Source organism: Flavobacterium shii (assembly GCF_025847235.1).
In the GTDB taxonomy this organism is placed as follows: Bacteria; Bacteroidota; Bacteroidia; order Flavobacteriales; family Flavobacteriaceae; genus Flavobacterium; species Flavobacterium shii.
This window is the reverse complement of the sequence record NZ_JAOZEW010000020.1, coordinates 1-21,930: the sequence shown is the minus strand read 5'-3', so window position 1 is coordinate 21,930 and position 21,930 is coordinate 1. Positions and strand designations below refer to the sequence as shown.

At 34.7% G+C, this 21,930-nt stretch carries 18 protein-coding genes, 1 tRNA gene and 1 pseudogene; 15 read left to right on the top strand and 5 right to left on the bottom strand.

What is annotated here, in order from left to right:
* The first annotated feature begins 21 nt into the window (after positions 1 to 21).
* From OIU83_RS17490 to OIU83_RS23635, 5 genes are all read left to right on the top strand, one after another.
* Complete coding sequence (locus OIU83_RS17490) at positions 22 to 2,019, top strand: glycoside hydrolase family 97 protein (RefSeq protein ID WP_264207548.1); 1,998 nt, start codon at positions 22 to 24, stop codon at positions 2,017 to 2,019.
* Positions 2,020 to 2,116: 97 nt separating this feature from the next.
* The gene (locus OIU83_RS17485; RefSeq protein ID WP_264207547.1) at positions 2,117 to 4,327 is read left to right on the top strand and encodes a glycoside hydrolase family 3 C-terminal domain-containing protein; all 2,211 of its coding nucleotides are present in this window, start codon (positions 2,117 to 2,119) and stop codon (positions 4,325 to 4,327) included.
* A 121-nt stretch (positions 4,328 to 4,448) separates the two neighbouring features.
* Positions 4,449 to 6,020 carry a glycoside hydrolase family 43 protein gene (locus OIU83_RS17480; protein WP_264207546.1) on the top strand — a complete coding sequence of 524 codons (1,572 nt, stop codon included), beginning with the start codon at positions 4,449 to 4,451 and terminating at the stop codon, positions 6,018 to 6,020.
* Between the two features lie 58 nt (positions 6,021 to 6,078).
* Positions 6,079 to 6,528 (top strand): hypothetical protein, encoded by a 450-nt coding sequence (locus tag OIU83_RS17475; RefSeq protein ID WP_264207545.1) that lies wholly within the window; start codon positions 6,079 to 6,081, stop codon positions 6,526 to 6,528.
* Complete coding sequence (locus OIU83_RS23635; protein WP_404827707.1) at positions 6,480 to 7,013, top strand: transposase; 534 nt, start codon at positions 6,480 to 6,482, stop codon at positions 7,011 to 7,013. The genes OIU83_RS17475 and OIU83_RS23635 overlap by 49 nt, the downstream gene beginning before the upstream one ends.
* Before the next feature lie 183 nt (positions 7,014 to 7,196).
* Here OIU83_RS23635 and OIU83_RS17460 read toward each other — a convergent pair.
* The 5 genes and pseudogenes from OIU83_RS17460 to OIU83_RS17440 all read right to left on the bottom strand — a co-directional run bounded on the left by OIU83_RS17460 (position 7,197) and on the right by OIU83_RS17440 (position 10,212).
* Positions 7,197 to 7,277, bottom strand: a tRNA-Tyr gene (locus OIU83_RS17460).
* A gap of 613 nt (positions 7,278 to 7,890) precedes the next feature.
* A pseudogene (locus tag OIU83_RS17455) lies at positions 7,891 to 8,277 on the bottom strand (peroxiredoxin family protein); the annotation flags it as partial.
* Positions 8,278 to 8,295: 18 nt separating this feature from the next.
* The gene (locus OIU83_RS17450) at positions 8,296 to 9,057 is read right to left on the bottom strand and encodes a DUF4369 domain-containing protein (RefSeq protein ID WP_264207544.1); all 762 of its coding nucleotides are present in this window, start codon (positions 9,055 to 9,057) and stop codon (positions 8,296 to 8,298) included.
* Positions 9,058 to 9,309: 252 nt separating this feature from the next.
* On the bottom strand, positions 9,310 to 9,750 hold the full coding sequence (locus OIU83_RS17445; protein ID WP_264207543.1) for a KTSC domain-containing protein: 441 nt from the start codon (positions 9,748 to 9,750) through the stop codon (positions 9,310 to 9,312).
* 210 nt (positions 9,751 to 9,960) lie between these two features.
* Positions 9,961 to 10,212, bottom strand: a complete 252-nt coding sequence (locus OIU83_RS17440; protein WP_129538942.1) for a hypothetical protein — start codon at positions 10,210 to 10,212, stop codon at positions 9,961 to 9,963.
* 88 nt (positions 10,213 to 10,300) lie between these two features.
* On the opposite strand from OIU83_RS17440, the gene OIU83_RS17435 reads away from it, so the two are divergent.
* The 10 genes from OIU83_RS17435 to OIU83_RS17390 all read left to right on the top strand — a co-directional run.
* Positions 10,301 to 10,846 carry a hypothetical protein gene (locus OIU83_RS17435; protein ID WP_264207542.1) on the top strand — a complete coding sequence of 182 codons (546 nt, stop codon included), beginning with the start codon at positions 10,301 to 10,303 and terminating at the stop codon, positions 10,844 to 10,846.
* Positions 10,846 to 10,998, top strand: a complete 153-nt coding sequence (locus OIU83_RS17430; RefSeq protein ID WP_264207541.1) for a hypothetical protein — start codon at positions 10,846 to 10,848, stop codon at positions 10,996 to 10,998. The genes OIU83_RS17435 and OIU83_RS17430 overlap by 1 nt, the downstream gene beginning before the upstream one ends.
* Before the next feature lie 10 nt (positions 10,999 to 11,008).
* Positions 11,009 to 11,230, top strand: a complete 222-nt coding sequence (locus OIU83_RS17425; protein WP_264207540.1) for a hypothetical protein — start codon at positions 11,009 to 11,011, stop codon at positions 11,228 to 11,230.
* Between the two features lie 15 nt (positions 11,231 to 11,245).
* Positions 11,246 to 11,626, top strand: a complete 381-nt coding sequence (locus tag OIU83_RS17420) for a YchJ family protein (protein ID WP_264207539.1) — start codon at positions 11,246 to 11,248, stop codon at positions 11,624 to 11,626.
* Positions 11,627 to 11,772: 146 nt separating this feature from the next.
* Positions 11,773 to 12,891 (top strand): vWA domain-containing protein, encoded by a 1,119-nt coding sequence (locus OIU83_RS17415; protein WP_264207538.1) that lies wholly within the window; start codon positions 11,773 to 11,775, stop codon positions 12,889 to 12,891.
* Positions 12,892 to 13,046: 155 nt separating this feature from the next.
* Positions 13,047 to 14,510, top strand: coding sequence for an AAA family ATPase (locus OIU83_RS17410; protein WP_264207537.1), 1,464 nt, complete (start codon positions 13,047 to 13,049; stop codon positions 14,508 to 14,510).
* A gap of 158 nt (positions 14,511 to 14,668) precedes the next feature.
* Positions 14,669 to 15,262, top strand: coding sequence for a 2OG-Fe(II) oxygenase (locus OIU83_RS17405; RefSeq protein ID WP_264207536.1), 594 nt, complete (start codon positions 14,669 to 14,671; stop codon positions 15,260 to 15,262).
* A 522-nt stretch (positions 15,263 to 15,784) separates the two neighbouring features.
* A complete protein-coding gene (locus OIU83_RS17400; RefSeq protein ID WP_264207535.1) occupies positions 15,785 to 17,071 on the top strand; it encodes a Glu/Leu/Phe/Val family dehydrogenase in 1,287 nt (428 codons plus the stop codon).
* A gap of 147 nt (positions 17,072 to 17,218) precedes the next feature.
* Positions 17,219 to 18,442 carry a sterol desaturase family protein gene (locus OIU83_RS17395; RefSeq protein WP_264207534.1) on the top strand — a complete coding sequence of 408 codons (1,224 nt, stop codon included), beginning with the start codon at positions 17,219 to 17,221 and terminating at the stop codon, positions 18,440 to 18,442.
* 759 nt (positions 18,443 to 19,201) lie between these two features.
* A partial coding sequence (locus tag OIU83_RS17390) for a beta strand repeat-containing protein (RefSeq protein ID WP_264207533.1) occupies positions 19,202 to 21,930 on the top strand: 2,729 nt, incomplete at its 3' end.

Sequence of the window (21,930 nt, the reverse complement as noted above, 5' to 3'; positions counted from 1 at the left end):
AATACAAATAAATTAAAGAATATGATTAAAAAATTTTTCAGAGGAATTATGTTTTCCTCTCTTTTACTTAGTGCTTCGTTCACTTATTCTCAAAATAATGTACTTCATGTAAAATCACCCAATGGTAAGATTGACATGGCTTTGGAAAGTGGAGCGAAAATTTCATGGTCTGTCAAACATGAAAATACAGAAGTCATTGCGCCTTCGGCCATTTCATTAACACTAGATAACGGCGTAGTTTTAGGCAGCAATGCAAAAATTATTGGTGTTAAAAATTCAACAGTCAACACCTCTTTTGCTACACCATTTTATAAAAAGAAAATGGTGGTTGATGATTACAATCAGCTAACTGTAAACTTTAAAGGTGATTTTGGTTTGATTTTAAGAGCCTATAATGATGGTGTAGCTTATCGTTTTTTTACAAGTAAGAAAGGGCAGGTCATTATTGAATCCGAGGAAGCTAATTTTAACTTCAGCAAAGATCATAAAGCCTTTATTCCTTATGTACGGGATCTAAGAGAAAATGATAAATATACAACTGCTTTCGAAGCCATGTATGATGAGGTTCTGCTTTCTCAATTTGAAAAAAAATCACTGGCTATTTCTCCGCTCCTTATCGATTTAGAAAATGGAAAAAAGGCGGCCATCCTTGAGGCCGAACTGGAAGATTATCCCGGCATGTTCTTAACACAGAATGATCAAACGCAGCTAGGTTTACAAGGCGAATTTGCCCATTATCCCAAGGAAGAACGTTTGGGTGGCTATAATAAAATGAACTATATGGTGGTAAAGCGGGAATCTTATATCGCTAAAACAAGCGGTACCCGTAATTTTCCATGGCGAGTAATCATAATAAGTGAGCACGATAAAGACCTAGCGAATAATGATATGGTTCAAAAGCTCTCTATGCCTTCGCAAATTGCCGATGTAAGCTGGATAAAACCGGGCAAAGTAGTTTGGGATTGGTGGAATGACTGGAACATATCAAAGGTTGATTTTAAGGCAGGAATTAATACAGAGACCTATAAATATTATATTGATTTTGCTTCCAAAAACAATGTTGAATATGTGGTGCTTGATGAAGGCTGGAGTGAAAATACCAATATGCTGAAAGTTTCACCCAACGTTAACATAGAAGAACTGATCAACTATGGAAAGCAGAAAAATGTAGGTATTATTCTCTGGGCCTCATGGTATGCTATAAATCAGGTTTTAGATGATGCTTTCTCTAACTATTCAAAAATGGGCGTGAAGGGCTTTAAAATTGATTTCATTGATCGTGATGATCAAAAAATGGTGAAATCGATTTATGATATTGCTAAAAAGGCAGCGTCGTATAAACTTATTATTGATTACCATGGCATGTATAAACCCACTGGTATTCAACGAACCTACCCAAACATTGTCAATTTTGAAGGGGTTAAAGGCTTAGAGAATACCAAATGGACAGCCAATGATGATATGCCACGCTATGATACCAGCATCCCTTTCATCCGAATGCTGGCCGGACCTATGGATTATACACCGGGGGCAATGCGTAATGCAACAAAAGCAGATTTTCGTCCAAGTAGTTCCATGCCGATGAGTCAGGGAACAAGATCTCATCAATTGGGTATGTATGTCGTTTTTGAAGCGCCCCTGCAAATGATGGCCGATAGTCCTACAGCATATATGAAAGAGCCGGAAAGTACCAGCTTTATTGCTCAGATCCCGACCACTTTTGATGAAACAGTTGCCCTTGATGGGAAAGTTGGAGAATACGTTGCTACTGCCAGGCGCAAGGGGGATAAGTGGTTTGTAGGAGGTTTAACCAACTGGTCGGCAAGGGAAATGACCATAGATCTATCTTTCCTGAATAAAGGAACCTACTCTGCCGAAATTTTTAAAGATGGAATTAACGCAAATAAAGATGCTACAGACTATAAACGCGAACTTGTTAAAGTTACAAGTATCGATAAGCTAACAGTCAATATGGCTAATGGTGGTGGTTTTGCAATTATAATTAGTCCTGAAAAATAATTTAATACGATAAAACTAATAGTAGATAAATGGATAATCGGCATATAATCCAGATTTCCAATTACATATACTAAAAAAATATATAAGAATACATATCATGATAAAAAGAAAAATTAACGTTTTAGTATTAATATATCTTACGCTGTTGTCTGTTTGCGGATGGGCACAAGAGCCTGTTTACTTAGATGAAAGCAAACCAATAGAAGCCCGTATCAAGGATGCATTGTCAAGGATGACATTAGAAGAAAAAGTAGCCCTGTGTCATGCTCAGTCAAAATTCAGTTCAAAAGGAGTTCCCCGATTGGGCATTCCGGATGTATGGTCTGCCGATGGATCGCATGGCGTGAGCGATGAGAAATTATGGGATGAATGGAGTGGGGCGCAATGGACAAATGACTCTTGCACCGCTTTTCCGGCATTAACATGCCTTGCGGCAACATTCAATCCTGAGATATCACTGCTTTACGGAAAATCTATTGGAGAAGAAGCCCGATACCGAAACAAAACCATGTTGTTAGGACCGGGAGTCAATATTTATCGTACACCGCTTAATGGCCGGAATTTTGAATATATGGGTGAAGATCCTTTTTTGGCCTCACGCATGGTGGTTCCATACATTCAGGGTGTACAGTCTAATGGAGTTGCTGCATGCGTAAAGCACTTTGCATTGAACAATCAGGAAATTTCCCGTGGCGAAATTAATGTAAATGTAAGTGACCGTGCGTTGCACGAGATTTATCTTCCTGCCTTTAAAGCTGCCGTTCAGGAAGGGAATGTGTGGTCCATCATGGGTGCCTATAACAAAATATGGGGCGTGCATTGCTGTCACAACGACATGTTGTTGAATAAAATCCTGAAAAATGATTGGAAATTCGATGGCGTGGTGGTCAGTGACTGGGGCGGTGTACACAATACCGATGAAGCTGTCAATGGCGGACTTGATATTGAGATGGGTACCTATACCAATGGATTGACCACACAAGGTCATTTTCCTTTTTCCAGCTATTATTTGGCCGATCCTTTCCTGAAAGGAATTAAATCGGGGAAATACGAAATATCGAAACTTGATGATAAAGCGAGCCGAATCCTGCGAATGATTTTTCGCACGACCATGAGTGCCAATCGTCCTTTCGGTCGTTTTGTATCGCCAGAACACAGTTTGGCAGCCCGAAAAATAGCCCAAGAGGGTATTGTCCTTCTTAAAAACGACAAACAATTTTTACCTATCCCACAAGGGAAATACACAAAGATTGCCGTGATAGGCGAAAATGCGACACGTAGTCTGATTGTTGGGGGAGGTTCCACGTCGCTGAAAGCTGCTTATGAAATTACACCATTGCAGGGATTAAAGAATAAATACGGTGAAAATCATATTGTTTACAGCATGGGATATGCTTCAGGCCGGCCACTATATGGGGCAGAAGAACCTTCCAAATTAAATATAGACTCATTGCAAAACGCAGCTATTGAAGTTGCCCGTCATGCCGATGTGGTATTTTTTGTCGGTGGCTTGAATAAAAATTATTTTCAGGATTGTGAAAGTGGAGACCGTAAATCCCTTAGTTTGCCATTCGGACAAGATAAACTCATTGAAGCGATACAGAAAGTCAATAAAAATGTTGCCGTAATTTTACTAAGCGGAAATGCAGTTTTGATGCCCTGGTTAGATAAAACACCAGCCGTTGTGCAAGGATGGTATCTTGGTTCTGAGGCTGGAAATGCCTTAGCAGATATTATTTCCGGTGAAGTAAACCCTTCAGGGAAACTCCCTATTTCTTTTCCTAAAAAATTGGAAGATGTTGGGGCACATGCCTTTGATAAACTCAGTTATCCGGGTGATGGTGTCAATGTGTATTACAAAGAGGATATTTTAGTAGGCTACCGTTGGTATGATACCAAAAACATTCCTGTTCTTTTCCCCTTCGGATATGGATTGAGTTATACAACATTTCAATATAGGAAGCCTACAATTTCTTCAAAATCAATTACAGTAGCCGATTCATTAGTGGTAACAATTTCAGTAAAAAATACAGGAAAAGTTTCGGGAAAAGAAGTAGTTCAACTGTATGTTAATGATGAAAAATCAAGTTTGCCACGTCCAATTAAAGAATTAAAAGGGTTTGAGAAAATTTCTTTGGAACCGGGAGAGGAAAAAACGGTGAGTTTTACTTTAACAAAAGAGGATCTTTCTTATTATGATGACAAAAAAAATACATGGATTGCAGAACCAGGCAAATTCAAAATTATGATTGGAGCTTCGGCCACCGATATCAGGGGTACAGAAGACTTTATTTTGAAATCGCCATAAATAACAAGTTTGCTTAAGCAAACATCCATAAGTAAAAGGCGATAACATATATGACATATGATAAATAAATTTTACATATATGAAATAGGTCATTGTCGTTGATTTTAAATAAATTTTAAATATGAAAAAAATAATTGTTTTTATAATTTGCATTTTTGGTTTCTATCACTATTCTAACGCTCAGGGATATAAAAATCCTGTTATTTCCGGTTTTCATCCGGATCCTAGTGTGTGCAGGGTTGGTGATGATTATTATTTAGTAACCAGTAGTTTCGAATATTTCCCGGGGGTTCCTGTCTTTCATAGTAAAGACTTAATTAACTGGGAAAAGATTGGGCATTGCTTAACTCGTCCTTCCCAACTCAAATTAGACAAATGTCTGCCTTCTGCCGGGATCTATGCACCGACAATCCGTTATCACGAAGGTCTTTTTTATATGGTGACCACAAATGTATCCAGTGGAAATTTTTATGTGTATACAGATAATCCTGCGGGCGAATGGTCTGAACCTGTTTATGTAGATCAGGGAGGTATTGATCCTACGTTGTATTTTGAAGACGGCAAATGTTATTTTGTGTCAAACGGCAAAGGCATTACTATTTCTGAAATAGATATTAAAACAGGAAAAAAACTTACTGAAAGCAGAATTGTATGGAATGGTACAGGAGGACGTTATCCCGAATCGCCACATATTTATAAAAAAGATGGATTTTATTATTTATTGATTTCTGAGGGTGGTACCGAGTATGGACATAAAATGACAATTGCGCGCAGCAAATCTCTTTATGGACCTTATGAGTCGAACCCGTCTAATCCGATTTTTACGCACATAAATGAAATCTCCCAAAACAACCCAATTCAGGGTACCGGGCATGGCGATTTTGTTCAGGCACATGATGGTTCCTGGTGGATAGTATTCCTGGGCTTTCGTCCACAAAGCTTACTGCATCACGTATTGGGACGTGAAACATTTTTAGCTCCGGTAAGATGGGATGCTAATGCCTGGCCTGTAATAAATGGCAACGGTACGGTTAATATTGATATGGATGTACCTACTTTACCATTAAAACCTGTAAAACAACATGACCTCTCTACCGATTTTGATGAAGCGAAGTTAGGTGTTGATTGGAACTACCTCCGAAACCCATTTATGAATAATTATTCCCTGACAGAAAAGAAAGGTTCATTGAGATTGAAAGCAAGCCCGGTTTCTTTGGATGCTGCTGATTCCCCTACTTTTGTGGGACGCAGACAGGAACATATTGATTTTTCGGCTGCCACTGCACTGTCGTTAAATGATGCAATGCAAGATGACGAAGCGGGAATGACAGTTTACTACTCATCTCAGGCGCATTATGACATCTTTTTAAAAAAATCGGAAAAAGGCAAACGTAAATTGGTAGTACGTTATAAAATGGGAGTACTGAACCACACCGCATACGAAGTGGAAATTCCCGGCGATAAAATTTATTTGAAAGTGAAAGGAGACAAGGACTTTTACTCGTTTTATTATTCTGTGGACGGTAAGAAATTTAATTTCTTAAACAAAATAAACGTATGGTATCTGAGTTCTGAAACCAATGGAGGTTTCACGGGAGTTTATATTGGATTATATGCCGCATCCCAAAGTAAAAATACTAAAGGGTATGCTGATTTTGACAAGTTTATGTATAAGATAGGTAATTTAGATTAATGTAAATTTAATGGTATTTCGCCTAGGTGAAGTGATTAATAAAACAACCAAAAGTAAGATGAATAAGAAAAAAATAATGTTTAAAAAAGAGATGTTGATTACTCTAATCGTTCTTCTATGGGGTAATTATTTAATTGCCCAAACGGCAATGATCAATATTCAATCTCGAAGTTTGACAAGTTTGAATGGTGAGTGGCAGGTGATTTTAGATACATTGGGCGCAGGTGACTGGAAACAGGTTTGGCAGGAAAAAAAGCCTCAAAAAAAGCCGGACTTTATTGAGTATTCTTTTGATGGAGGTCCAATGTTAAAAGTACCTGGCGATTTTAACTCGCAACTATGCGAACTCACTTATTTGGAAGGCATTGTTTGGTATAAAAAAGTATTCAATTATAAATCTGACGAAGAAAAAAGGTTATTTCTCCATTTTGGAGCTGTAAATTATTTGGCAGATGTTTATTGCCATATCCACCTAAAGCCGAAGGGTCTATTAGCGCTTCAAATCTAAAAGAGTTAGGATATCAGTACAGATATGATGCAAAAAATAGATTGGTTGAGAAAAAACTTCCTGGCAAAGAATGGGAATATATTGTTTATGATAAATTAGACAGACCTATTTTAACACAAGATGCTAATTTAAGAGCATCAAATAAATGGCTGTTTACAAAGTATGATGCTTTTAGCAGACCTATTTACACCGGAGAATATGTAAATGCTCTAGAAACATCAAGAACCGCAATTCAAACTAAGGCTGATGGGAGTACCGCTTTATTTGAAAATAGACAAGTTGCAAATAGAAGTATTAAATCTTTCAGTACAATCTCTCGTACAATTATGAATCACTATCAAACGATTTTAAACGATTTTGATAACAAAAGTACAAATGCTTCGGCAGAATCTTTTAATGCAAAAATAAAAGCATTCAGATCAAGATTCAGAGGCGTAAGAAATATAGAATTTTTCCTTTTCAGGCTAACTAATATTTATGCTTAATTTTTGCTACTCCACAGATTTATGTCTTGAATCCTGGATTGCGCCGTGTTTTTATAAAGAATGAAAAGTGATTTAAAACAAAAAAACCTGCGAATCCTTGGATTTGCAGGTTTTAACACGTTTTTCGGGTTTTTTTTGAAAAGATTGATAAAGTTGCCTTTTTCACTTCTTTTCCCCTTTTCGTGGGGAGAGCAGGATTCGAACCTGCGAAGTTTACACAGCAGATTTACAGTCTGCCCTCGTTGGCCGCTTGAGTATCTCCCCGAAGCTTGTATTGATGCGCTTTGTTGTTCTAAGCGGTTGCAAATATAGGAACGTTTTTAATGTTTACAAACTAAAATCGAACTTAATTTTAAGTTATTTTTTAATTGGTTGGTATTGAATAAAATAAAAATGTAGCGACTGGAAAGTTTTTTGTTTTATTTTTAAAATTGGTGCCGTTTGGGCAAAATTTATAAAGTTTTACTCAATTTTCGTCGCTTACTAAATCCTGTTTGCTTACTTTTTTTGATGTATTTGTTGTGGAATTTATTGAAAACTATATTGAACAGTATTGACTTTTCTTTAAAATTTAAGCTAGAAACTCATGTTAAGGATAGGTAATATGATGTAAAACAAAAAAAATCACTAGGGATATTTTTTGTTTTATTCTAAATGTTGGTATTATTTGGACAAAAGTTCTAATTTTTTGCTCTTAGTTCAACGCATCTTAAATCCTCTGCTGCGACTTTTCCTGATGTATGTATGTCCTAGTAGGGGTTGATTAAACAGCCGTATTGAGTTGTTATTGGCTTCTTCGTTGGAAATTTGTGTATGTGTGGTGTATAAACAAAAAAATCTCCACTAGGGAGATTTTGTTTTATTCTAAATATTGGTATTATTTGGCTAAAAGCTCTAATATTTTTGCTCTTAGTTCATCGCCTCTTAAATCCTGTGCTACTATTTTTCCTGATGCATCTAGTATAAATGTTGCAGGAATTGATTGAACACCGTATTGAGCTGCAATTGGCTCTTCCCAAAATTTTAAGTTAGAAACTTGTGTCCAAGATAAATTATCTTTTGCAATAGCTTCTTTCCATGCTTTTGCTTCTTTATCCAAAGAAACACCAACGATATTAAGTCCTTTTGAATGTAGCTCTTTATAGATAGCTACAACGTTTGGATTTTCCTTTCTACATGGTCCACACCATGAAGCCCAAAAATCTACAATGGTTACTTTACCTAAACTTTCTTTAAGAGATACCATTTTTCCTTCTGGATTAGGAGCAGAAAAATCTGATCTTCATTTAGCGCTACCAACTGGAGGGGCAGTAGCACCAACAGCAGGCATTTTCATTTGACCGATTTTTTCTTTTATTTCTTTACCAGGTTTTGTGTTTTTTACTGATTCGTCTAAGCTAGCATAAAGAGCTTCTGCTTTTTTCAAGTCAGTTGATGGATCATTCAACATTCCTTTAATAATTAAAGCACTGATGAATGATTTTGGGTGAGATTCAGCATAAGTAGTATACTTAGCTTTAGTTTCAGTTTGAACATCACCTTGGATTTTCATGAATTCTTTCATTAAGCCATTGATTACAGTTGTATCTTTAGCTTGTTGAGCAGTATTCATAGCTGCTGTGTTCTTTTTCTGAAAATCAACTAATTTTTTCTGAACTTTCATAAGTTCGTCATTGAATTTCACGTACTCGTCATTGTTGTACGTTCCAGAAATTTTAGATTTATGGATACTATCTTTATCCACAACTACAGTAATTTCTCCAGTTTCCAAGATAAAAGGAATTGGTCCTTGAGCTCCTTGAAGTTGTAATGTATGAAACGCAGGCTCAGTAACTTTACCTTTAATTTCAAATTTCCCGTTTTCAACTTTTGCAGTGTCTAGAGAGATAAGAGCACCTGTTGTTTGATCTTGAGTTTGTAGGATAATAGTTTTCCCGTTTTCAATTCCTTTTGCAGTTCCAGTAATAAGATATTCACCGTTTTTAACTTTGTTGCATGAAATTATTGCTATAGAAGCAGTAAGTAAAAAAAATATTTTTTTCATTATTAATTAGTTAATTGATTTGTGGAACAAAAGTATTTAAAATTATAAAAGATAAATAATTTTGGAACCTAAAATTTTGTTATAGTTTTTTGTAAGGTAAAAACCTTGTAATCAGTTGTATTGATTGGGTATTTGAGTGCGTGTGTTGCTCTTTTAGATTTATTCTAAAATAAAAAACAATAATTTACATCTTTTTGCAGCAAAAAAAAAGCATCCTTCAATGGGATGCTTTTCTTTATATAACTATAAAATTTAGTCTTGATTTGTTTTCTTTCTCCAAGTAAAAGAGTTAAGAATATGTCTTTTTGCAAATCTTCCAGGAGAATCTGCATTTACCATTTTTACATAAGTAGCTTTTGGTACACTGATGTACTCATAAACACTTCCATTTGAGAAATCAATAATTAATCTACCTTCTACAAATTTGTAATCTGTAATAGATGAAGTAGCGATTGTTTCAGTATATTCTGGCAAGTTTTGTTTAATTGTCTCAGGATTGATACTTACCAAAAAGTGATAAGCTTCAATAACTAATTTACTTTTCTCTTCTGCTTCTTTCAAACCAGCATCATTACCTTGAAATTTGTCAGGATGACATTCTTTCATTGCATTACGGTAAATGGTTTTTAAATCTTTTAATTCTGCAGTTTTGTCTACGTTTAGTAACTTGCGGTATTCAACTATTTTTTTCATAAATAAGATAACTACTTGTCTATTAGTTTGAAATTAATATTTGTTTAGTTCAAAAAAGACAAATTTTTTGCAAAGGTACACTTTTTTTTAACTTTTTACTTTCGTAGTAAAAAATATTCTAAAAATATGTAAAAGGTTGATTTTTAAATGTAAAAAGTTTGCTATTTATGCAAACAGCGACTTAATATTGAGACTTTAAAAATTATTCCTTTATTTTTGCTCTGGTTTATTATTTGCTTTGTCAAAGTTTTTTGACTTTTTTGGATATTTGTTATAACTGATGTCGCTAGGATTTTCGATTATAGATTTTATAGTAATCCAATCTCCAACTACATGATTAGCATGTGCCATCTTGTAATCTAAAAGGTATATACCACAAAAATAATTGTTGTTTTCATCCTTCTCCATTATTCCTGTGTAAACTCCTTTTTGCAACATTTTTTCTTGAGAAGCCTTCGTCATGATATTTTTATTTAAAAATTGATGCTGCAAAGTTAATCAATATATTGTTTGTTTTAGGGAGTTCATTACAATCTGAGTATATTTGCACATGCAAAAAAACTTTAGACCAAATCCTAATTCATTCAAGAATACATTTTGTGTTTTTCAGGAAGTAGCGATGAGTGAGGTTCAGGGTTTACGTATTCAATTTGAAAGTAAAGCGGGAAGTAGGTATTATTATTCGGATTTAGGGATGTTTCGTCTTTCTAATCATTGGGGAAGATTAGCCAATAGTAAATGGCGTTTAATAGGTTTGAAACCAGAAACGGATACTAAATTTAAGTTAGGTTTTGCTCTCTGGAGTTCTTTTTATCCGGATAATGCAATTGATGAATTGTATTATATAGAAGCCGATTATGATAATAATACTGTCACTTATCAGCATAAGAATAATCCGGAATATGATAAGATAGCAATACTTAGAACAAGTTTTGAAATTACAAAAAGGATTAAACAAATTCGAAATTTGCAGCAACTGACTTCATGGGCAAAGCATTTTGATTATGAAGATATAGATCTTTTGCGCAAAGCAATTATAAATGAACTTATTTTTACCAATAAAACATTGGAAGAAATTAAAAGACAAATAGAATAATGGGAAGGAATAACGAAAGAAATATCAAGAAACACAACGATAAGTTGCACAAAGCACAGGACAAGGTTAAACAAGCCGAAATTGCGCGCAAAGCACAGTTGAAAGAAATTATAAAGAAATTCAATGAGGATAAATCTTCATCTGATAAATAAAACAGAATAAATGGAAAACGATAAATTCGCTGGTTTAAAAGAAAGCGTTCAGGAGATAATTGATTTAATTGCTGCCAAACAAAACAAAACTGCTAATAATAAATTGGTAGAAGTAAGTGAGATTTTGGATGATTTACTTGATTTTTCGGAAGAAGACGAAGATTTAATCGAAATCAGTAAGTATCAGGTTTTATTAAATCAATTGCATCAAAAGATTAATACTGCCGAATAATTTTGATTTTATACTATGGAAAACTCTGAATGTTATTGCGATACTGGTTTGGATTTTGATAATTGTTGTGGTTTATATCTCAAGAACAAGCAAAAAGCACCAACAGCATTAACATTAATGCGTTCTCGTTTTTCGGCTTATGTTATTAAAGATGCCGATTATTTAATGGCTACAACACATCCTTCTGAGAGGATATATTATTCGAAAGAAGAAATTTTAAAATGGGCTACTGCCAATGAATGGATTCGATTGGAAATTATCAACTTTACTGAAGTTACTGTAGCGTTTAAAGCGTACTTTTTGGATGATAACAAACTGCCTCAAATACATTATGAATTTTCTACTTTTAAACAAGAAAATGGGGTTTGGTATTATCTGGAAGGAAAGTTTGAATAATTACACTTCGGTATGAATTTATCCTGAAAGAAGTTGAATAGATTCTGTATGACAATTAATTATTAGATTTTTTGATAGAATTTTTTAACTAAAAATTAATATCTGTTTGTTTTAGCTACATTCTAAAATGATGTAATTTTAGAATTATGAAAGAGGAACATAAAAATGGGTTTTATTTTAAAACGTATGAAGCACCAAATCAGTCTCCGTTTGAAAAACTTTTTGGTATTTTCAAGGAGTTAATTACCCATACTTCGGGTGATTTTGATGAAGCGATAGACTGGCTTCGGGAATTGGATAAGGAATATAAACTTACCGATGAAAACTATACCATCGACGATTTTATAGAAGATTTAAAGAAGAAAGGCTATATAAAAGACGAACTTAAAGATGATGGAACCTCAGGTATAGGAATTACTGCCAAAACGGAACGTGCAATAAGACAACAAGCATTAGATCAGATATTCGGGAATTTAAAACGTTCGGGAAATGGAAATCACAAAACCAAATATGCAGGAATTGGAGATGAGCATACGGGGGAATTCCGTGAGTTTCATTTTGGCGATGGTTTGGAAAGAATTTCCCTCACAGAAAGTTTGCGTAATGCTCAAATTAATAATGGGGTAGATAGCTTTATGCTTACGGAAAATGATTTGGTTGTTGAAGAAACGCAATACAAATCGCAAATGAGTACGGTATTGATGATTGATATTAGTCACAGTATGATTTTATATGGTGAAGATCGTATTACTCCAGCCAAAAAAGTTGCCATGGCACTCGCCGAATTAATTACTACACGTTATCCTAAAGATACGCTTGATATTCTTGTTTTTGGAAACGATGCCTGGACAATTGCGATTAAGGATTTACCATATCTAAAAGTTGGACCTTATCATACCAATACAGTAGCAGGTTTGCAACTTGCAATGGATTTATTACGCCGAAAACGAAATACTAACAAACAAATATTCATGATTACCGATGGAAAACCAAGTTGCGTACGTGAGCGTGATGGTTCCTATTATATGAACAGTAATGGTTTGGATGAGTATATTGTTGATAAATGTTACAATCAGGCACAACAAGCCCGAAAATTGCATATTCCGATTACCACATTTATGATTGCAAGTGATCCGTATTTGCAGCGTTTTGTTAATCATTTTACAGAAGCCAATCAAGGAAAAGCATTCTATACGGGGCTGAAAGGTCTTGGTGAAATGATTTTTGAAGATTATGAAGCAAATAGGAAGAAGAGAGTGAGGTAGTTTTCAACTGTCATGCTGAGCGGAGTCGAAGCGCTTTTTGCATTCTCAAAAATTTGCAGTAAAAGTGCACAGAAGTGCGTCTCCTCAAAGTGATGACACAATGCTGCTCATCTGTATAAAAATAAAAATATAACAATATAGATATTTCAACAAAAATGAAAATAGAAAATATAAAAACATTAGGGGAGTTAAAAAAATCAGGTTACGAAAGTAAAAGCATCAAAGATGAATTGCGAAATAACCTTCGTGAAAAGATCAAATCTGGGAAGCCCGTTTTCGAAGGTGTTCATGGTTTTGAGAATACAGTTATTCCAGAGTTAGAACGTGCTATTTTATCACGTCATAATATCAATTTATTAGGACTTCGTGGTCAAGCCAAAACTCGATTGGCTCGCAAAATGGTCGAATTATTAGATGAGTATATTCCGTTTGTGGCAGGTTCGGAGATTAATGATGATCCTTTGAATCCAATTTCTCGCTTTGCAAAAGATATAATTGCCGAAAAGGGGGATGAAACGCCAATTGAATGGTTACATAGAAAGGATCGTTTCTTTGAGAAACTTGCTACGCCAGATGTTACTGTTGCCGATTTGATTGGTGATGTAGACCCTATAAAAGCAGCAAATTTAAAATTATCTTATGCTGATGATCGTGTGATACATTTCGGAATGATTCCGCGTGCGAATCGTTGCATTTTTGTGATTAATGAATTGCCTGATTTGCAAGCTAGAATACAAGTTGCGTTGTTTAATATTTTGCAGGAAGGAGATATTCAGATAAGGGGATTTAAGTTAAGAATGCCACTGGATATGCAATTTGTGTTTACTGCAAATCCGGAAGATTATACGAATCGTGGAAGTATTGTTACGCCATTAAAAGATAGAATTGGTTCTCAAATTCTAACGCATTATCCCGAGACTATTGCAATTGCCAGAACAATTACGGAGCAAGAAGCGAAGTTGGATGTTGAGCAACATGAATCGGTCTATATCCCGAGTTTAGCCAAAGATTTATTGGAACAAATAAGTTTTGAAGCTCGAGAAAGTGAGTTTATAGATAATAAAAGTGGTGTAAGTGCGAGAATGAGTATTACGGCATACGAAAACTTATTAAGTACTGCTGAACGTCGCGCTTTGCGTGCAGGAATTGATAAAACGGCTTTACGTTTATCTGACTTTATGGGAATTATCCCTGCAATTACAGGAAAAGTCGAGTTGGTTTATGAAGGAGAGCAGGAGGGAGCTGCTATCGTTGCACAACATTTAATAGGTGATGCAATTCGAACTTTCTTTCCGATGTATTTCCCAAAGATTGAAAAACTTGAAAAACCAAACGAGAAAACACCATATACAGATACTATTGAATGGTTTTTTACCGAAAGTGGTTTTGAATTATTAGATGATTGCTCGGATGCCAAATACAAGAAAATCCTTGATGGAATTCTTCCATTGGATATTTTGTTAAAAAAATATCAACCGGAATTGCCTGCTGAAGATTGTTATTTTATGAAAGAGTTTGTATTATGGGGATTGGTTGAATATAAAAAACTGAGTAAAGATCGTTTTTCCGAAGGATATGAGTTCAAGGATATGTACGGAAGTTACATAAGTAAATTATAAAGATTTTAAAGAGGGTTTGATAATTGTCGGACCCTTTTTTATAGTTTTAAAAAATTAAATAAAAAAGGTTTTACTATTTATTACTGATTATAGTGCTGCATATTTTATTTAGCCTACCTTGTCACGTTGGTTGTATTTACATTCCATCAAAAACACAAATGGAAAATAGCTTTGAAGCTTTGATTGCTACTTATATTGAAAATAAAGTAGGTATATCCGAACATTTTTTGAGTACGGAATTGGCTAATAATTTAAAACAAAACTTACTTGATTTAAATGCCAAAAGCTTGTTGCAAGACGCCGGAATAGGTAATTCGGATAAAGTGACTTATGATGGAGCTATCCGTAGCGATTCGATTTATTGGCTTGACAAAAAACATAATAATGCATTCGAGAATGAATTCTTTGTTCAGATTGAAGCTTTTATCGATTATTTAAACATAAGTTGTTACGCGGGGATAACAGGTTATGAGTTTCATTATTCTTTATATGAAACAGGTGATTTTTATCTCAAACATTTAGATCAGTTTAAGAACAATCCGAGCAGAAAATATTCTATGATTAGTTATTTAAATGCCGATTGGAAAGAAAGCGATGGAGGTGAACTTCTTATTCATCAGTTGGATAACAATCAAAAAATTAGCCCTACTCAGGGTAAGACAGTTTTTTTTAAAAGTGATGAGCTGGTTCATGAAGTATTGGTTACCCAAAACACAAGAATGAGTATTACGGGTTGGTTAAAGAGTGATTAATAGCTTGTTTATCAGTAAGTTTTAAATTTTTATAAAAATAACTCGACTAATTCTATAGAATATTGGAATTATATTTATAGATTTGTAAAAGAAATGAGAAATGAAAGCCCAAATACAACTCCTTATAATTGTAACTCTATAATGTGTTATATGTATGATTTGGTGTATGAACAGCTTTCTATGGTTTAGTTATTTAGTTAAAAAAGCCTTTTTATATTTAAAAAGGCTTTTTAAAATTCTTAAACCATTAAGATGTTAAGAAAAAACAAAGTTGAATCTAAATGGTTCTTAATTCTTTAATAGAAAAAAAAATAAAAGATGAGATTATATACTATAAATACTAATATTATGATGCAGTGCTGCCACATGAAAATCCCTCCCTGTTGCAGAAGTTGCTGTTATTTATAAAATAATATTTAGGCTCTTTCGTAACACTTGCGAAAGGGTTTTTTTATGCCAGTCATTTTTCAATTACTATACTTATTTTAATAAAATATATAATTTATAACATCCCATAAAATTATGAGTTCACAAATCGTAAAACAGAACCCGTTTCAATCTATGATTGATCGTTTTAATATAGCTGCCGATATTCTTAAACTAAATGAATCGGTTCGACAAAAGCTACAACGCCCGGAAAAGCAAATCGTAGTTAATTTTTCTATTATTCTTGATAATGGTACAGAACAAAATTTTGAAGGTTATCGTGTAATCCATAACACAGCGTTAGGGCCATCCAAAGGAGGTATTCGTTATGATACGGCTGTAAATCTTGATGAGGTGAAAGCACTTGCAGCCTGGATGACATGGAAATCGGCAGTTACAGGAATTCCTTTTGGAGGAGCAAAAGGAGGAATTATCTGTGATCCAAGATTACATTCTAAATCCGAATTGGAAAAAATAACACGAGAATATACCAATGCTTTGTCGGATATTTTTGGTCCCGATAAAGATGTTCCTGCTCCCGATATGGGAACTGGTCCCGATGAGATGGGTTGGTTAATGGATGAGTTTTCTTTGGTTCATGGTAAAACAATTCATGCCGTTGTAACGGGGAAACATTTACATTCTGGAGGCTCTCTGGGTCGGGTAGAAGCTACTGGACGAGGTGTAAGTATTATAAGTATCCTGGCACTTCAAAAATTAAAATTAAGACCGGCAAGATCCACAGCAGCTATTCAGGGATTTGGCAATGTTGGACTTCATTCGGCTTTGTTTTTATTCGAAAAAGGATTGAAAATTGTTGCTGTTAGTGATGTCTCTGAAGCTTTTTATAATCCGGACGGAATTAATATTCCAGAACTTATTTTATATTATAATTTAAATAATAAAAGTGTTAACGGATATCCGAATGCAGTAGCCATAAAACATGAAGATTTATTATTGCTGGATGTAGATGTGCTTATTCCTGCTGCCAAAGAGGATGTGATTACTGCTGTAAATGCGGGATCTATTCGTGCCAAAATTATTGTAGAAGGGGCGAACGGTCCAGTTTCTTCGGATGCTGATAAAATCTTGCATGAGAACAATGTTTTGGTTGTTCCAGATATTTTGGCCAATGCAGGAGGAGTTACAGTATCTTATTTTGAATGGCTTCAGAATTGTCTTTTAGAATCCTGGAGAATCAATCAAATAAATAAACGTTTGGAAGATATATTGGAGAAAAGTTTCGAATCAGTTTTTGCTGCTTCTGTAAAATATAAAGTAACACCTCGTATTGCTGCTTATATTATTGCTTTGCGTAAAGTTGCTGATAGTCAGGCTGTAAAAGAAATCAAACTGACTGAGAAAAAATTCAAACAGAATTAAAATTTATTACGCATTAAACTGACTTCAACTGGATTAAGATAATTTCATTGGTTGTATATAATCAATGGAATTGTCTTTTTTCTGAAATTTAAGTATTAAATTGTTTTGAATAGTTCATTCCCGGAATACCTACATATTTATTAAAAAATGGAACATATTAATTTTTTGGCATTTGCCATGCCTGCTTTTTTTCTTTTTGTGTATATCGAGTTTCGACTTGCACAGCGAAGTAACAGACCAGAATTATTCAATTATGAAAGCTCTGTTTCTAATATAAGTATTGGTATTGCAGAACGGTTGATCAATCTTTTCATTGCAGCGAGTTTTTACCAATTGTATTATTTCATTTATAATAACTACAGAATTTTTGATATTCCGAGTAATTTTTTGGTTTGGATTGCATTAATTCTCGCCACCGATTTTGTTTGGTATTGGTACCACAGACTCGGTCATGAGGTTAATTTTTTCTGGGCTGCACATATTGTACATCATCATAGTAATGAATTCAACTTTACTGCTGCTGCCCGAATAACTACTTTTCAGGCTATTGTACGTACTGGTTTTTGGTGTGTTTTGCCGTTTATAGGTTTTCATCCCAAGATGGTTATTACAATGCTTATTGTACACGGTGCGTATTCTTTTTTTACGCATACTCAGGTTATAGGAAGGATAAAATGGTTAGAATATGTATTTGTTACCCCATCTGTTCATGGTATTCATCATGCTTCGGATGAAAAATATCTGGATAAAAATTATGGTGATATGTTTACGTTTTGGGATCGTATCTTTGGAACTTTTCAGGAAGAGGAAGAAAAACCAAAATATGGATTGACTCATCCCTTAAAGAGTTATAGTTTCTTATGGCAACATTTTCATTATTATTTCGAAATTTATGAATTATGGAAACGTTCCAAAGGATTTATAGCTCGATGGAATGCTGTATTTGGAAGTCCTGCCGATATGGATCAAGATATTCGCCCGACTCTGGAAAAACGTTTTCTGCAGGATAAAGAGAACCCGAGCCATAGACTTAAATTCAAGAACTATCTTTATTTACAACTTGGTGTAAGTACGTTCTTGCTAACAATTTTTACCTATTATTTTGATTCTTTGGACACATCCGATAAAATATTCGTTTTATCTTTTATTGGTATCACGCTTATTAACTGTGGGGCATTGTTAGAACAGCGAAAATGGATTTATTATCTCGAATACTTCCGCATTTTTATTTGTACAACTTATTTTTTGTATATCGAAAATAAAATAGAATTCTTTGTTGTTCCGATTATCATAATGTTTTTGGTAGAACAGGTTTTCTCTCTGGGAGAAAAATATCAAACGGTAGTACTTCAGTTAGAAGTCTCCGAATAAAGTATAAAAAAGGGATATTTTAAAAGTATTGCTTTTCTGTTGAAGATTTTTTTTTTTTTGCCACAGATTGAAGGGTTTAATTTAAGAATAGTACTAATTCTAATTTTTAAGCCTTTTAAATCTGTGGCTTTTTTATTTTTTTTTGATAGCCATTATTTTTCTTCGAAAACATCTTTGTAATCCGATTTGCTTTTTATTCTGGTTTTATAATATAACCAGTTGGGTGTAATTAAAAAAGCAGTGAGATTTATTCTCGCTGCCTTTTTGTTTTCATGAATTGGTAAGTTTCGGTATTAAGTAGCTTATTTTTTAGATTAAAATTAATCGCGAAGTACGGAAGTCCCGATCCTGAAGCTTTAAGTTTTCAGTCGCAGTCTTTCATCTTCCATCTATTATCTCCAAATCTTTCATCTTTCATCTTTTCTATCTCCTCTTTTTCTAATCTCAGAACCTTAGTGCCTCAAGACCTTTTTCTCTCTGCAGCTTTGAACCTTTTACAGTTGTCTATCGTAATGATTTGATAGTCATTCTAAAATGCAACACGTTGCATTTTAGAATACGACACTTGTTTTAAGAAAATAATTACAAAGGGATAGGTATCTTTATTGAGTTTACAAAATAGTACTACAAAATAATATTGCAAAAATATCAGAATTTGTTATCCAGAATATTAGTTTTTATGTATTTAAAAATTGGAAATAAATTATAAAACCAGTTCTATCATATAAGTCATTGATTAAAAATTAAAAAATATTTAGCATGATTAGTACCTCTACCTACTCTTTTACAAGAATGTCTTTTTTGTTTTGTTTGATTATACTTTTATCTGCGTTCGAAACAATTACTGCTCAGTCACCTACAATATCCAGCTTTAGTCCCACAAGTGGTGCAGTGGGTAGTACAGTAACTATTAGTGGGGCTAATTTTGGTGCTACAATTGCTGAAAATATAGTGTTTTTTGGCGCCACTAAGGCTACAATTACTGCTGCAAGTACTGCGAGTTTAACCGTAACAGTACCAGTAGGGGCAACTTTTGAGCCTATGTCAGTATTAAATTCTACAACTACATTAGTAGGATATTCTACTACACCTTTTATTACAACATTTACCCCCAATAAAGCAAGAATAACGATTGATGATATACAGCCTAAAGTAAATTTTCCGACTGGAAATAATTCTGCGCCTTTTAACGTAATTATTATCGATCTTGATGGGGATGGTAAGCCTGATTTAGTAACAATAAATTCGTCAGGTACTTCTTCAATATCTATTTTTCGTAACATATCAACGAGTGGTAGTATTAATGCGGGTTCTTTTGCTCCTAGTATAGACATTATTGTTGGTAGTACACCCAGAGCAGCAGCTGCGGGCGATTTTGATGGAGATGGTAAACCTGATCTTGCAATAACTAATAGCGGGGGAGCTTCTGTTACGATTTTAAAAAACACATCGAGCGGTATTGGAAACATAGCTTTTGTTAGTCAGACAACTTTAACTTCTGGTCTTGGTTCTTTTGGTATTGTAGCTGGAGATATTGATGGAGATGGGAAAACTGATCTTGCGGTTGCTGATAATGGTACTAATTTGGTGTCTGTTTTTCAAAATTTATCGTCTGGAATTGGAAATTTCAGTTTTGCTGCTAAGAACGATTTTATAATAAATAGTGCTCCTTATGGTTTATCAATAGGAGATATAGATAGTGATGGCAAAATGGACTTGATAACACCCAATAACAATGCAAGTGGTACAGTATCAGTTTTACGAAATACCTCTACAAGTGGCACGATTAATTTTGATAATGTGGTTAGTTTTCCTGTAGGTGCATCTCCTTTTTTCAGTGCAATTGGGGATCTAAATAAAGATGGTAAACCAGATATTGTAGTTGCTAACGGTGGTGGTACTACTATATCTATTTTAAAAAATACTTCATCAGGAGCTGGGAACATTAGTTTTGACCCTAAAGTTGATGTGACAGCAATTAATATTGTTACTGCTGTTGGGATTGCTGATATAGATGGTGATGGAAATCTTGATGTTGTTGCAGCTTCACACAATAGTATTTTATCTTTTTTTCATAACACATCAACATCAGGTGGTACTATTACTTTGGGTACTCGAACTGATTTTGCAAATGATACCAATTGTAGAGGGTTAGCTATTGGTGATCTTGACGGAGATGGTAAGAATGATGTGGTAACAGCCAATAATGCCAGTCTTAATATTTCTATTTTCCGCAATAATCCTTTATTTGCTCCAACTGTTCAGGCAACCAATGTAGTTTTTACTACTACAACAGCAACAACAACTACAGCTACCTGGACCATTGGTAACGGTTCATCTAGAGCCGTGTTTATGTATGCTGGAATTACAGGTAGCCCTTTACCGATAGATCTTACGGTTTATACAGCAAACGCTTCTTTTGGTACAGGAACACAAATTGGCACATCAGGCTGGTATTGTGTATACAATGGCACCGGAACAACCATAAACATAACAGGATTAACAGCCGCAACGAATTATAGAGCGATGGTAATTGAACGAAATGGTTCAGCAGGCGACGAAATGTATTTATCTACAGTAGGTACAGACAATCCTGCCAACGTGACTACTCTTAGTAATATAGCGACGTTAAGTAATTTAACGATAAGTCAGGGTATATTAGCACCGGTTTTTGCAACAGGTACCACAAGTTATTCTGTTACTCTACCAAACGCTACGACAAGTTTAACCGTGACACCAACTACAACAGACCCTAACGCAACAGTAAAAGTAAATGGAGTAACGGTTACAAGCGGAAGTCCTTCCGGAGCAATTGCTTTGGCAGTAGGTTCAACTACTGTTACCACAGTAGTTACTGCTCAGGACGGAATAACATTAGGAACTTATATTATAACAGTAACTAGAGTTGCTCTTCCAATAGTTGTAATTAGCAATCCCGCAGCAGTTTGTTCTCCTGCTACAGTAGATATTACTGCTGTGGCAGTAACCACGGGAAGTGATACAGGTCTAACTTATACTTATTTTACCGATGCTTTGGGAACTACTCTATTAAGTACTCCTACAGCAGTAACTGCAAGTGGCACGTATTATATAAAAGGGACTAATACTAATGGCTGTAGTACAATTGTACCAGTTACAGTGATTATCAATGCGCTTCCGATTATAACAATTACTAATCCTGCAGCAGTTTGTTCACCAAACACAGTAGATATTACCGCTACGGCAGTAACCACAGGAAGTGATACAGGTTTAACCTATACTTATTTTACTGATGCTTTAGCAGCGACTCCGCTAGCTACACCTTCAGCAATAACGACAAGTGGCACGTATTACATAAAAGGGACTAATACTAATGGCTGTAGCACAATTGTACCCGTTACAGTAATTATCAATGCGCTTCCAATTATAACAATTACTAATCCTGCAGCAGTTTGTTCACCAAACACGGTAGATATTACTGCTGGGGCAGTAACCACAGGAAGTGACAC